Genomic DNA, 13,297 nt, shown 5'->3' with positions numbered 1-13,297 from the left:
AGCGCGGCGTTCCCCACCCTGCTCACGAGGTGGACCCTTGGCCGGACCCGGTCGGGGTTGTGAGGTTGAGGCCGTGGGCACTTTCCGTTTCCACGGGGCGCCGAGGGGTGGCCGCGGGTGGGCGCACCGGTGTTTGGCTCGCGGGTTGCCCCGCAGGCCCGGTACGGGCGAGCTGCGACACGCGGGTTCTCTGCGCCCGGCCCTCGATGACGTGCATCTCGCGCAGCCGCCGAAGCGCTGTTCCGACGGTGGCTCGCGAAACGCCGAATTCCGCGGCGATCGCGGTGCTTCGAAGGGAGGTTCCGGGTGGGTACGTGCGGTCGTCGATGCGGGCTCTGATGGCTGCTTCCACGCCGCCGGCGAGCGTCAACTCTTTGCCCAGCCAGGCTTCCGGCCTCTGTGGGGCCGCGGGCAGTGGCCGCGCGCCGACCCGCCGACGGGTTTCCAGGATCTGTTCCTCTTTGAGGAGCTCTACCGCGCCCGCCGCGACGTGGTCCGGCACTTGGTAGCGGACGTGCAGGTCACGACGGGTGCGGAATTGCCCCTCGGGCCAGGCGTATTCGCTGATGTCGTGGCGCATACGCGCGGCCAACTCGGGGATGCCTTGCCTCACTTGGGACGCCGTCGCCCCTGCGGGGCGGGGGGCGGCGGCACGCTGGGTGAGCTGGGCGGCCGCGTCGGCGGCAATCGTGGCCTGCCCTCCGCGGTATGAGGTGAGGACTCCCTTCTTCCTCAGACGGCGCACGGCCTGGGAGAGGGCCACCGTGGGCACGCCGAATTCCCCAGCGAGCTCCACGAGCGGGGGAGTGACGGTGAGTGGCGGGTAGGTGCCGTCCGTTATGCGTGTGCTCAGCAGCTGCACGGCCCGATCCACCGCTGCCAGATGCTCCGGCACCGGGAGCGAGGCCAGCGCACCGTCGCTCCTGCGCGGCGGGTGGGTTTGGGTGACATGCGCGGCGCCCTGGTGCCGGGTCACCAGAGCCTCCTCGCGCAGCAGGCGCAGAGCCGCTGCGACGGTGGTGGCGGACACCCCGAACTCGGTGGCGAGCATCAGGTGGGAGGGCAGCCGACTGCCGGCTGGATAGGTCCCCTGTTCGATGCGCTCCTTGATCAGGGTGTAGCAACTGTGCGTCAGGGTTGTGCCCGTGCGGCGCTGGGCGAGCCCGGGGCGGGTGCTGCCTATGCGCACCCCCACCCAGGGGCGGACGTCGAGGACTCCCTTTTCGCGCAGTGTTCTGACCGCCACGATCAGGACATCTCGCGGCACTTGGTAGTGGCCGGCCAGGGAGCGCAGGGTGTGGGCTGGCTCGTGTGGCCACCTGCCGGCCGCGATGTCCGCTTGGATGCGGTCGGCAAGCCGGACGCTGCGGCAGCGCCGATCCTGCGGGTGCGCTCTCTCATGCGGGGACAGGGTGCTTCCCGCAGCCAGCGCGGCAATGCGTGCAGGGGCGTCGTCACAGACCATGCCGCTGGGGCTGCAGAGTATGCCCGCGGCCTTGAGATACAGCACGGCGTGGTGCAGTGCCCCCAGGGGAACCTCCAGGGAGGCGGCGAGGACGTGCATGGCCGGGTCCGCGGTGAGCGGCTCATCAGTGCCGTGAGTGATCCGGTCGCACAACAGCCGTACGGCACGGTGGATGGCCGGTACCAGATCCTGGTGACGGTGCCTGTGGTTACCAGTCAGGGGCGGGTCGGACGTCTCCACCGTTTGCCCCAGCGGGACGTGATCCTGGCCCGTGGTGGTGTGAAAGGAGCCGGCCGTGCTGGCCACGGCAGACTGCGAGCCCTGGCTGCCCGTACTTCCGCACGGGATGGGTGTGGGGCGCATGTTGCGCTGCTTGATCATTGCTTCCCCACCAGCCGGGCCGTGCGGGTAGCGGCCTGGTGGAGCAGGACCGCGCTGAGGGGCCGGGCGTGTGCTTGTGCGCTCAGTTCGTCGAACGCGCGCTGGCGCTCGCGGCCGCGGGGCCCGTTGATGTAGGTGGCGGAGCCGCCAGTCGTCTGGACCCACAGCGTGGAGCTCTGGGGAGCGGGCAGGGTCAGTCCGAGCAGGTCACTGTCCTCGCCGTCCACTGCGCAGGTGGTGCCCGTGGGAAGGATGCGAATATCCGCGAACTTGCTGTGGGCCACCTTGAGCAGGTGTTTGAGCTGGTCGGCCAAGGGCGCGTAGTTGCCGGGCTCGAAGTCGAGCGCGCGCGTGAGCACGGAGGCGTCCAGGACGATGTCGACGTGCTCCCAGGCGTGGGGGGCGGTGACGACGGGCCAGTGCCAGCGCTGCTCGTTCCTCGGCCTCACGGGAACGCCGGAGCGCATCGCTTCCAGATGGTCCGCGTAGGCGCTGCTGCGCACGAGCGTGGGCACGGTGTAATCGCTGAATGCCTGGACGCGCACGGCGTGGAGTTCGGTGGCCGTGAGCCGGGCCTCCCATCTGTCGGCGACATCGAGGAGCTCGTGGGGCGTGGTGTCCGTTGCGGAGGCCGTGGCCCAGCGGGCCAGGACGTCGTGGACTGCCGGGGGCTGGCCGTACAGGCGCATCAGGCGCTGCAGGCCCATTCCCGGCGGCGGGGCCTGGCCGGTCTCCCAGCGGGTGAGCTCGGCGGTGCCCACGCGGGCGGCGGCCGCGGCGTGGACCTGGCTGACCTTGCAGCGGTCGCGCAGGTGCGCCAGGTTGGCGCCGAGGACAAGTTGGCGTACGGGCGGGTCGTCTGGAGTCGAGGTCATCGTGTCTCTCACCGGGGCAGGATTCGAAGGGAGGAGTGGGGGGTGGTGGCGAGGAGGGCGCAGGCGCCGGCGTGCCAGGGCGGCATGATCCGCAGAGGATGGGCCGGGTGCCACTGAGTGGTGGGCACCGGGCGGTGGTGGCCGAGGAGCGGCCAGTCCCCCAGGAGCGCGGCGATGGCATCGCCGGTGCGGGGCCGCCACGGCAGCTGTGCAGCCTGGTAGGTGGCCGCGAGTGCATGGGTGGTCAGGCCGTGCAGATCTGGGGTGGCATGGGTGAGGGAGATGGCACTGCCCGGTGGCAGCCAGCGGCGCAACGCTTCCAGCAGGTTGTGTACGGCTTGGTCGTCGGGGATCCAGGCCAGGACGTCGTGGAGCAGGACCGCGATTGGCCCGGACAGATCGAGGAGCCTCAGGGCGGGCTCGAGCGAGCCGACCTCGCGCAGGTCGGCCGCCACGAACACCGGTGAGCCAGGTCCCCCGAAGGGCGCGGCGCGCATATGGGCGCCGACGATGGGATCACAGTCGACGGCCACGACGGTTGCCTCCGGCTGCAGACGCCGCACCACGGTGTGCAGCGGTTGCGCCGACCGGGATCGCGGCCGTCGTGTCGGGGGATAGCCACAGCCTAGGTCGAGGAACTGCCGGATGCCGTGGCGGGCCAGCAACTCGCAGGTCATGAGGGTGTGGAGGCGGTTGGCGAGGACGGACAGGCGCCAGGATGGTGCCGTATTGGAGAGCTCGGCGGCGAGTGCCCGGTCGATGCTGTAGTGCTCGCCCCCGCCCAGGCAGTAGTCGGTCAAGCGGGCGGAGGACGGGGTGGTGAAGAGCGACTCCGGCACGGCCGGGGCGGCGCAGGGAAGGCGGTGGACCGTCATCGTGCTTCTCCCGCTGTGGTCGGTGCCGCAGCCGCCCTCGGGGACAGCAGCGCCGATCCGGGTGGTGGGGGCGCGATGTCGTTGAGCGCGGTGGCGAGGGTGCGCGGCCCCACCCAGTGCGTGCGCGGAACTCTGACCCAGTACGCCCCTGGGGGCTCGGTCCGGTCGAGTGGCGGCAGTTCGATGCCGCCCTTGGAGTAGTGGAAGGCATGGCGGTGTGCCCATGGGATGCCGGATGGGATGAGCCAGAACCAGAAGGCGTGCTGAGGGTCGGCAAACACCGGCCCTGCACCCGCGGGCTGTAACTCTTCGACGCGTTCCAGGATGGCGTGGGAGAACGGGCCTGCCTGGGTGAGGACCACTTGGAACGTCTCACCGATGACCATCTCGCCCCCATCAGGCGGGAGCAACCCGGACAGCGGCGGCTCGGCCCGCCTTCGTTCGGACATGGCCACGGCGCTTGCTGCGGATTCGGGGGGCGTGGGGAGGAGTGTCATGGCCTGCTCCGAAACGGGGCGGGCGCCGGGACCGCAGGGAGGGGGCCGGATTTCACGGCACACGGCCCGGGAAGAGCGGGATCGTCGCCAGGAGCAGCAGACACAGCAGCGGGAACGTGGCACACCCGGTGAAGTAGCGGCGCCAGAACGAGGGCGCCTCCCCGCCCTCCGGCTCCGCCTGTGCGGCTGGTGATTGGCGTACGGACCAGGCCAGCACGAGGGCGTACGCGGGGATAACGCCGTACAGGAACGCGTTGCGCAGGATCATGGCTGGGGTTCTGGTCGGGGGACGGCCGTGGTGGGGGAGCGGTCAGTGGGTGCTCAGGGGCGTGCCTGTCCCACCCCGGGTCGAGGCCCGGTGTGAGCGTGCGGTGGTCGCGGGTCCCGTCATCTGCTGGTTTCATGGTCGTTTCGGTGAGAGACGTGGGTGTGGTCATGCGCGGGTGAGCCACCGTTCGCGCTCGGTATCGGGAACCTGGGGCCGGGCCCAGGCGGCTTCCTGCCGGGCGAGGGCCGCGTACTGCTGTACGGCCTCGGGGGGCAGCAGCTTCGCGAGGGCCGTACTGGACTGGAAGGCGGTCGCGGCTTGGTCCAGGTCGGCGGGGACGGGCGGGGCCTGGGCGATGCTCAAGGTGGCGGCGTCCGTCCGGCACGGCGGGGGCGGCTCCAGCTGGTGATCCAGGCCGTGGCGGATGGCGGCGACCGCGGCTGCCGTCGCACAGTACGGATTGGCATCAGCGCCAGCGAGGCGTACTTCGAGGCGGAGACTGGCGCCGGACCCGGTGACCCGTACCGCGCAGGTGCGGTTGTCGTGTCCCCAGGTGTAGGTGGAGGGGGCGAAGGCGCTGCTGTAGCGGCGGTAGCTGTTGGTGTTCGGCGCGTACAGCGGTGCGAGGTGCGGCATCAGCTCCAGCAGTCCGGCCACGGCGTGGCGGAGGATGGCGGAGGGGCTGCCGTCCGGGTTGGTCATGCGGGAGCCGGTGTCGTCGGTGAGGGAGAGGTGCAGGTGCAGCCCGCTGCCCACCCCGGTCTGCGGCGCTGCCATCCAGGAGGGCACCAGCTGGAAGGGGGCGGCCACCTCGCGGGCTGCGACTTTCAAGATGGTGTGGCCGTCACACGCCCGCAGCGCCGTGTCGTGGGGGAAGGTCACCTCCACTTGACCGGGTGCACTTTCCAGCTTGACGGCCTGGGTGGGCAGGCCCGCTTGCTTAAGCCGGTGCTGCAGGGACTGGATGTAGTAGAGATCTGTGTGGGGGCTGGCGAGTCCGTAGTCGCGGTCACCGTCCCAGGCCGGGGCCATGGGGTTGCCGTCTTCACTGGCCTGGTAGAGGACGAACTCGGCTTCCAGGCCTACAGCCACCTGCAGGTGGTGCGTGCTTTCCAGACCGTCGAGTTGGTCCCGCAGGAGCTGGCGGGGCGCGAAGGCGATGGCCTGGCCGTCCGGGGTGAGCGCGTCGGCGAGGACGAGCGCGGTGCGTGGCCGCCAGGGCAACAGGCGGATGGTGTCGGTGTCGGGCTGGAGGAGCAGGTCGGGGTAGGTCTCGTCGAAGACGCCGGTCCTGAGCGGTTGCATGTCGACGTCGCATGCCAGCGAGTAGGAGCACATCCGCCACTCGCCGTCGAACGCACCGAGGAACTGGACGGCGTCGTGGGTCTTGCCCTGGAGGCGGCCCTGCAGGTCGGGCGTGAGCAGCAGCACCCACTCCACGTCGCCCGCCTCGACGCGGCGGGCCAGGTCGCTGGACGTCAAGCGGGCCCCCTGGGCCGGGACGTGACCGCGTTCGCGGTTGACGGCTTGGGGCTGGTCGGTGGTGGTCATACGACGTCCTCGCTCAGGCCGGCCATCGGGGAGGTGGCACCGTAGGTGGGGCCGGTGTAGGTGGGGACTTCGTAGTGTTCGCGGCCTTTGAACCGCCACCACACGGCGGCCAGCGTCAGGGCCACGGCCAGTGCGGCCGGTGCGTAGTTGAAGGTGTCCACTGACACCAGTGCGGATTCGGGCTTGGTCAGGGGCAGGCAGAACAGCACGGTGACGCACGCGACCCACCCGACCGCGACGACGCCCACGGGGATGCCCCACCGGCCCAGGTTCCACGGCCCGGGAGTGAACTTCTTCCGGTAGCGGATGCGCAGGTAGATGGGGATGGCGTAGGCGGGGGTGATCCCGATGACGTTGATCGCGGTGACCGCGCCGTAGGCGGTCGGGCTGTAGAGCGAGGGCAGCGCGAGGACCGCAGCGACGCCCACGGCCAGGCCGACCGCCGCGCCGGGCACCTTGGTGCGGCGGGTCAGCCGCTGCCACAGCCGTGGGCCCGGCAGAGCACCGTCGCGGGAGAACGCGAAGATCATGCGGGAGGCGGCGGCGGTCTCCGCGGCGCCGCAGAACAGTTGCGCGCCGATGACCACCAGCAGCAGCGCCTTGGCCCCGAAGGTGCCCAGGGCGTCGAGGAAGATCTGTGCCGGCGGGACTCCGGTCGCGGAGTTGACGGTGCCTTCGTAGTCCTGGATCGCGTAGGACAGGCCCACCAGGAGGACGAACCCGGCGCCCCACGACCAGATGATGGCGCGCATGATGCCGCGCGGCGCTGCCGTGGAGGCATTCTTGGTTTCCTCCGACAGGTGCGCGGAGGCGTCGTAGCCGGAGAAGGTGTACTGGGCGAGCAGCAGACCGATCGCCGCCACATACAGGTTGCTGCTCCAGCCCGTTCCGTTGTGGAAGCTGGTGAACACGGCGTGGGTGGACTGGTGGTGGGTGGGAACCGCGGCCAGGGCGAACACGATGAGCGCGACCCCGGCCAGGTGCCACCACACGCTGATCGTGTTGAGGAGGCTGATCAGACCGACGCCCAGCAGGTTCACCAGGGCATGCAGGGTCAGGATCGCCAGAAAGATCAGGATGAGCTTTCCCGGGGTGGGCTCGAACCCGAACTGGAGGTTGAGGAAGGCGCCGGTGAACTGGGCGGCCCCGTAGTCGATTCCGGCGATCGCGCCCACCAGGCCGAGAAGGTTCAGCCAGCCGGTGTACCAGCCCCAGCGGGGCCCGCCGAGCTGCTGCGCCATGTAGTAGAGGGCGCCGGTGGTGGGGTAGGCGGAGGTCATCTCGGCCAGGCCGGCGCCGACGAACATCACCATCGCGCCCACACCGAGCCAGCCCCACAGCATGACGGACGGGCCGCCGGTGATCAGGCCGAAACCGTACAGGGTCATGCAGCCGGACAGCACCGAGATCACGTTGAAGCTGATCCCGGCGTTGCCGAAGCTCCCCATCCGCCGTGCCAGGACCGGCTTGTAGCCCATCCGCTGCAGGTGTTCGCTGTCGGACAGCGGTGGGTGGGCGTCTCTGGTCGGGTGTAACTGGTGGGACACAGGGCCTCCAGGAAGGGAAGAAGCGGCGATAGGGAGCGGGGCGAACAGGTGCGGGGTCGGTTTATGGGCCGTCTCGGGGACCGACGTCGGCCCCGGTTGGTGCCGGCGGCGCGGGCGCGGGCAGCCCGGGACCGGTGCCGCGTCCGGGTTCGGATGGGTGGCGGTCCGCGTAGGCGAGGCTTTTTGCGCGGGCCTGGCAGAACAGGGTTTCTCCGGTTTGTCCGCGGCCGTCGGCCTGGGCAAGGGCCGTCCATGGCTGCCGTGCGGCGAATTCCTCCATCGCGATGAAGACTTGCGCGGCTCGGACGTGCTGATTTCCGGCCCAGAGCCCCCAGGCGAGGTAGCTCAGATCGGACACGCTCCGCTCCTCGGCGGGCGCCACCGCAAACCAGCTCTCGTACGCCGTGGCCGTGTCATCTTTCAGCGGCTCCTTCGTCCAGGCCCCGCGGTTGAGGGGGTCCGAGGGAATCGGGGAGGGCTGGCGGCGCAGCCGTTCGATCTCCGCATACAGCGGCAGTAACAGCAGCGGAGAGCCGTACGGAGCCAATGACACAGCCGAGCGGGCGAAGTCCACGCCGTAGGCCGGGCTCCTCAGACGCTTCGAGCGCTGGATGAATGCGAGCACGCTGTGAAACGCCTCGCGATTGACGTCGTCCCTGTCCCGCACCGCTTTCAGCAGGCCCCACGGCCCCTCGGGCAGCATGTCCCCCTTCACACCGATACGGTGTTCGGGACGTTGCTGGAAGGGATCAGCCAGCGCGAGGCGCAGCAGGCACAGCCACGGAACCGGGTCCATCGGTTTCCGCACAGCCGCCCACCCCGCCAGAGTCCGCACCTCCGCCTCCATGGCCGTGTGAACCCTGTCGGCTGGCGTGTTCGCCTGGCGGGTGTCAGGAACGGAGCGGGAGCGGTGCGAGTGCACCACCCGTTCGGCCAGCACCCGGGCCCGCATGACATGCGCGTCGTAGCAAGGCGCATCCTGCAGCCACGCCTCCACCGCCCCCGACTCGCGTGCCGCCACCGCCAGCACCTGTGTGCGCGTCGTCCGCAACGCCCACTTGCCCCCGGTCGCGGCCAGAAGTGCGCGCATGTCCCGCCAGCGGCCGAGCTGCACCTCCGGCACCACGCGCCGCAACTCCCCGTCCAGGCCCGCGAGGTGGTAGTTGAGGCGGAACTCCCGAGAGGCAGCGGCCATCACCAGCCCCCCTCCTTGGCCACCGGCCGCGACGGTGACGTCGAGTGACTATGGCACTCGTGCGTGACCACCAGACGCTGAACGTTGCGGAGGCGGTGCCAGACATCGAGGGGAGAGCATCCCTGCGGGATGAACCAACGCGAGCCCGGAGCCCTACGGATCGACAAGACGGCGCACGGCCGGTTGATAGCGCCGAGGCCCTTCCCACGCGCGAAATCGCCTCTGGCGGTCGGTAGTCGGGAAGACCAGGGCTTCAGCCAGGCCCCGCGAGATCTCCGAGACGTCATCGGCCCTCCCCGGCGGGCAGGGCGAGCTCGCACCACACCCTGGTACGCCCGCCGCTGGCGCCGATGCCGAAGGCGTCGCTCGCCGACTCCACCATCAGCAGCCCGCGACCGCTCTCCCCGTCGAGCCCAGCCAAATCATGGCGCAGTTCCCACGGCGGTGCGCAGTTGATCACTTCAATCCGGACCACCTCGGCGCAACGGGTAAGCGCCATGGAGATGGGTGATCCGGCACAGCCGTGCTGAAGCGCGTTGGTGACCAGCTCACTGACCACGAGGGCGCCAGTGTCGGACAGGGCGTCCAGGCCCCATCCCGACAGCAGCTCCCGACAGATTCCCCGGCAGCATCTGGGCCACTTGCGGTCTTGCGGAGTCAAGGCATCCTCGCCCTGACGCGTGAAGCAGACCTCGGCGCCCGGCAGCGGCCTTGCCCATACATCCGCTATCGACGGCTCGCGCGGCAGGGACGCGGTGGGGGAGCGGTCGGTAGCGGCGGCGGTCACAGTCACGAGCCGTACCTTTCGTGGATTCCGGGACACAACGGCGCCGACCTTCCAGCAAAGGAAGGAAGGCTTGAGCAGGTCATCTCATGGGGGAGCGCAGAATGAGGCAGGTCAAGAGGCCGAGGTCTCGGCGGGCGCGGAACTCCCATCCCGCACACAGGCGTGCGATGGCCTCCCGGGGTAGCTGGCCCCGCACCAGGGCTCCGGCATCACCAAATGCGACACCCAGGTACAGGCAGCCCCCAGGGCGCAGCCAGCGGCCGCGCACCTCATGAAGCCACGCCTCGGGGTCGGTGAGGAACGGCAGGAGGAGACGGGCCGCCACCAGGTCACATCCCCCGGCAGGCATCCCGGGCGGCGGCCCGGCCTCCAAATCGTGCTGCTGGTAGGTGAGTCCGAGACCATGTCCGTGAGCTCTGGCCAGATCCAGGGAGACGACGGAGGTGTCCAGGCCCGTGACGCGGTAGCCGAAGTCGCGAAGCCGACGGCTCAAGCCGCCCGTCCCACAGCCCGCATCCACCGCAGTCCCCGCCCGGTGATACGCCGCATGGGAGGCGAAGAACGCGAGCTCGCGCTCACTGACCGGAACTGACCGGAGCCCCTCGGCTGCCCAGGCGTCCCAGACCAGCGGCGAAGTTCGCCGGCCCACCAGACGATGACCAAGGTGCTGGTACTGCTCTGGCAGGCGAGCAAGGCGACCCTGCCCGGCCTCCGCCAGAGTGGACACGGCAGAAAGTGAGGGCAGGCTCATGACAGCGCCGCCTTCCCGAAGGTCACCGGCAACGGATCCTCGGAGCTCAGCATGCCTGCCTGATGGCCGCGCAACACGGCGTGCTCCGCGTTCCCCGCGTCGAGGCTGGCGCACAACAGCATCAGCAGTTCGCGCACCTCGGTCCGGGTCACCGCGCCGCAGCTCTTGTCGGCGTACTCCACCAGTCCCAATCCAGCGGCGAGGGCCCGGAGCAGGTCGAGCTGGAAGACCGGCAGTATGGGCGTCATGCTCTGCCGGACGGGCACCACCCGCAGGCTTACGGCCAGGTGCACGATGCGGGTCCACCGGATTCTCTCCCCGCCACTCAACGAGCAACCCAGCTCCGCCACACACCGCCAGGCAGCCGGTTCGCTCCGACACAACCCTGTGTCCGCCAAGGCACGGGCGTCACGGCCCTGCGCCACCAGCGTCAGGACACGCCGCTCGTGGGAGGCGAAGAGGGGGGCTGTGCCGGCCGTCCCACCCTCCTGGGAGTGCGTGCTGTCCTTCGCGTCAGAGGCGCCGGGTGCGCGCGGCATCACCTTCACCGCTCTGCGCTCCCCACAACTTCGTGGGCAGCGAGGGTGTTGATGAGAGCGTGCCGCCGGGCTTGCCCCCAAGCAGCCTCACCACGGAGAAGCGGCGTGGCCGTCGCAGCCGGCGCGGGCGCGGCAGCAGCGTCGGCCAGCGCCAAGCGGCGCAACCGGTCGGCTGCGGTGTGGCGCGGCGTGCTCACGACGCCGCGCCCTGCTGCGGGTACAGCACGCGCCCGAGCTCGGCGTGGAGCACGGCAGCCTCGTCGGCCGACAGGATGAGCGGGAGCTCTTCGGCGTCCCGGGCATCGTGCAGGATCTCCAGCGGTACCGCGATCCGCCCGGCGTGAGTGTGATGTACCGATCGACTACCGATACGCCGGAGGCGTAAGCCAGGGAGGGTCTTGGCGAGGGTAAGGTTGTGACGTGTCGTCATGACACGTCAACGTAGGGGCACTTGCCGGGATCAGCCTTGAAAAAATTTCAAGGCTGATCCCAGTTCAGGGTAGCGATCCGGTCAGGCCGCGATACCGATGTGCGCGGCAATGACCCGCAGGTCCTCCCGGAAGATGGGCCGCTCCCGCTTGAGGAGATCTGTGACTGCCTCCCTGACCAGGGGGGAGAACATGATCTCCTCGGGTGACTGCTTGCAGAGCTTTCCCAGGACGTGCACGGTGGCGTAGTCGTCGCGCGTGATCCTTGTGCAGTTCACGACCTCGATCAGATACCGAGTCCGCCGTTCAAGGGGCAGCGCCGGGTTGACATCAACATTGTCTGCGAGACGCAGTGCCTCGCTGGCGTTGCCTTCCTCAGCCATCAGATGCACTTCGTGCATCGCCACGTTGGTCACGCCGAATGACGTGTGCCAGTCGTTGCGGTCCGAGGCGATCCGCTGCGCTGCCCTTTGAGCCCCTCGGTAGAGGTCCCACGCCACAGGTCCTTTGGTCGCCCGGACGGCGGCCACTGCAGCCTGCAAGTGCAGCGCGCCGTAGGCAGACCAGTGCTCCACAGGGGCGTCTTCGCCGGGGGCGCAGCTGGCGATCGTCTGCCGCGTCAGCTCCAGACTGTCGTGCACCTCTCCCGTCGAAGTGAGCACGCAGGCGAGGTTCCAGGCCGCAGCCGCCATCAACGCAGGATCTGCGGCCTGGTCTGCGAGCGCCAGGCCGCGGTCGGCAGCGATGCGGGCGAGGGTCGGCTCGCCGACCCGGCGCAGCCAGACCTGGTGGAGGCTGTAGAGGCTGATGAGCTGGCGGAGCGCAACCCGCTCCTCCTCGCCGCTGGCGTCGCGAAGGGCAGCATGCCCGAGGCGCAACAGCCGGGGAAGCCTCTCGCCGACATCGCGGTACCGGTCCCTGGCCTGCGTCTCGTAGACGGTCCAGGCGTCAGCGACGGACTCCTGGAGGGCGGCGACGCTCACCGCGCCGATGGTGCTGGGCAGCAGGGAGGACGGCAGTGCCAGCGCGCTTCGGATGGCTGGTACGTGACTGTGCTCGTTGTTCAACCCGTTGCTGGCACCGGACAGAAACCCGCCCGTGAGGTCTTCGATGGCGCACCGCAGGACGCGGGTAAGCGCGATGAGAACGGAGAGGCGATCGATGGGGATCTGGTCGTGTTCGACCTTGAAGACCCAGTTCTCTGTCCGTCCGATGAGCTCACCGAGCTGCTTCTGCGACTTCCCTTGTCGTTCCCGGTAATACTTGACCCGCTGGCCGATTGTGAACAACTCGCTTGGATTCAGCATGAATTGACCGATCTCCGCGTGGCTAGGCACTCACAAGGAGCGTATGCCCTTCCTCGGCTACGAGGGCAATACTGGAAGCCTCTCCGTTTGGGGAGGGCACTCCACGGTCCCCTGCCACATGCGGCAGGGGCCCCGCTGTCCTCGCCTCGCCACCACTCTTTTGAGGAGCCTCCTTGTCCACCCTCCGCGGATTGATCCTCGACTTCGGCGGCGTCCTCACCACACGCATGAGGCTCAACGGACAGGCATTCGAGCGCTCCGAAGGTCTCACTCCTGGTGCGTACTTTCATGCGCTCGACGAGCATCCCGACGGTGTCCGCGTCTACACCGAGCTCGAAGTCGGCCAAGCCACTCAGGAGGACTGGAACCAGGTCATCGGCGGGATCCTCGAAATCGATCCGACGGACCTGATGCGGCGCGCGCTGGCGAACCTGCGGCCGGAGCCGGCCATTGTGGCGGCGGCCAGGCGAGCCAAGGACTCGGGGGTGAAGATTGCGATGCTTTCGAACAGCTTCGGCTTGGTCCCCTTCAACCCCTACAAGGAGCTGGGGATGTGGGACGGGCCCGATGGCCTCTTCGACGCCGTGATCCTCTCCGAGCACGTGGGGGTCAGGAAGCCCGCACCAGCCATCTACCAGCGAGCGCTTGACGCCCTGGAGCTGACCGGTCCGGAGTGTGTCTTCGTCGACGATCACGCTGAGAATCTCCCGCCCGCCCAAGCCCTCGGCATCCACACCATCCACCACACGACCGAACCCGAGGCCACAGCAGCCAAGCTCGACATCCTCCTGGCTGAGGGGGCGGTGTGGCCATCCTGCGAAAGGAACTGAT

The 13,297-nt window shown here is 69.3% G+C and carries 14 protein-coding genes; 1 reads left to right on the top strand and 13 read right to left on the bottom strand.

Annotated features, from left to right (window positions below):
- Window positions 1-22: 22 nt before the first annotated feature.
- The 13 genes from ACFWA7_RS08655 to ACFWA7_RS08595 all read right to left on the bottom strand — a co-directional run bounded on the left by ACFWA7_RS08655 (window position 23) and on the right by ACFWA7_RS08595 (window position 12,496).
- Window positions 23-1,846: a GntR family transcriptional regulator gene (locus tag ACFWA7_RS08655; protein ID WP_385821774.1), complete on the bottom strand. Its 1,824-nt coding sequence runs from the start codon at window positions 1,844-1,846 to the stop codon at window positions 23-25.
- Complete coding sequence (locus ACFWA7_RS08650) at window positions 1,843-2,721, bottom strand: Scr1 family TA system antitoxin-like transcriptional regulator (RefSeq protein WP_385821772.1); 879 nt, start codon at window positions 2,719-2,721, stop codon at window positions 1,843-1,845. The genes ACFWA7_RS08655 and ACFWA7_RS08650 overlap by 4 nt, the downstream gene beginning before the upstream one ends.
- 8 nt (window positions 2,722-2,729) lie before the next feature.
- Window positions 2,730-3,596: an SAM-dependent methyltransferase gene (locus ACFWA7_RS08645; protein ID WP_385821770.1), complete on the bottom strand. Its 867-nt coding sequence runs from the start codon at window positions 3,594-3,596 to the stop codon at window positions 2,730-2,732.
- On the bottom strand, window positions 3,593-4,045 hold the full coding sequence (locus ACFWA7_RS08640) for a hypothetical protein (protein WP_385821768.1): 453 nt from the start codon (window positions 4,043-4,045) through the stop codon (window positions 3,593-3,595). The genes ACFWA7_RS08645 and ACFWA7_RS08640 overlap by 4 nt, the downstream gene beginning before the upstream one ends.
- 100 nt (window positions 4,046-4,145) lie before the next feature.
- Window positions 4,146-4,361, bottom strand: a complete 216-nt coding sequence (locus tag ACFWA7_RS08635; protein ID WP_385821766.1) for a hypothetical protein — start codon at window positions 4,359-4,361, stop codon at window positions 4,146-4,148.
- A gap of 165 nt (window positions 4,362-4,526) precedes the next feature.
- On the bottom strand, window positions 4,527-5,912 hold the full coding sequence (locus ACFWA7_RS08630; RefSeq protein ID WP_385821764.1) for a glutamine synthetase family protein: 1,386 nt from the start codon (window positions 5,910-5,912) through the stop codon (window positions 4,527-4,529).
- Window positions 5,909-7,390: an amino acid permease gene (locus ACFWA7_RS08625; RefSeq protein WP_385821850.1), complete on the bottom strand. Its 1,482-nt coding sequence runs from the start codon at window positions 7,388-7,390 to the stop codon at window positions 5,909-5,911. Before ACFWA7_RS08625 ends, ACFWA7_RS08630 begins: the two co-directional genes overlap by 4 nt.
- A 130-nt stretch (window positions 7,391-7,520) precedes the next feature.
- Window positions 7,521-8,654, bottom strand: coding sequence for a hypothetical protein (locus ACFWA7_RS08620; protein WP_385821762.1), 1,134 nt, complete (start codon window positions 8,652-8,654; stop codon window positions 7,521-7,523).
- A 283-nt stretch (window positions 8,655-8,937) separates the two neighbouring features.
- Entirely contained in the window at window positions 8,938-9,447 is a 510-nt protein-coding gene (locus tag ACFWA7_RS08615) for an ATP-binding protein (RefSeq protein ID WP_385821760.1), read from the bottom strand.
- 73 nt (window positions 9,448-9,520) lie between these two features.
- On the bottom strand, window positions 9,521-10,192 hold the full coding sequence (locus ACFWA7_RS08610; protein WP_385821758.1) for a class I SAM-dependent methyltransferase: 672 nt from the start codon (window positions 10,190-10,192) through the stop codon (window positions 9,521-9,523).
- Window positions 10,189-10,485 carry a hypothetical protein gene (locus tag ACFWA7_RS08605; protein WP_385821756.1) on the bottom strand — a complete coding sequence of 99 codons (297 nt, stop codon included), beginning with the start codon at window positions 10,483-10,485 and terminating at the stop codon, window positions 10,189-10,191. Before ACFWA7_RS08605 ends, ACFWA7_RS08610 begins: the two co-directional genes overlap by 4 nt.
- A 439-nt stretch (window positions 10,486-10,924) precedes the next feature.
- Window positions 10,925-11,161: a hypothetical protein gene (locus tag ACFWA7_RS08600; RefSeq protein ID WP_385821754.1), complete on the bottom strand. Its 237-nt coding sequence runs from the start codon at window positions 11,159-11,161 to the stop codon at window positions 10,925-10,927.
- Window positions 11,162-11,242: 81 nt separating this feature from the next.
- Window positions 11,243-12,496 (bottom strand): helix-turn-helix domain-containing protein, encoded by a 1,254-nt coding sequence (locus ACFWA7_RS08595; protein WP_385821752.1) that lies wholly within the window; start codon window positions 12,494-12,496, stop codon window positions 11,243-11,245.
- 161 nt (window positions 12,497-12,657) lie between these two features.
- Between ACFWA7_RS08595 and ACFWA7_RS08590 the strand changes: the two genes are divergently transcribed.
- Window positions 12,658-13,296, top strand: a complete 639-nt coding sequence (locus tag ACFWA7_RS08590) for an HAD family hydrolase (protein WP_385821750.1) — start codon at window positions 12,658-12,660, stop codon at window positions 13,294-13,296.
- The last annotated feature ends 1 nt before the right edge of the window (window position 13,297 follow it).

It is taken from the genome of Streptomyces sp. NPDC059994, from assembly GCF_042737755.1.
Lineage (GTDB): Bacteria > Actinomycetota > Actinomycetes > Streptomycetales > Streptomycetaceae > Streptomyces.
The sequence above is the reverse complement of the archived record's forward strand: the minus strand, read 5'-3'. Positions and strand labels throughout refer to the sequence as shown.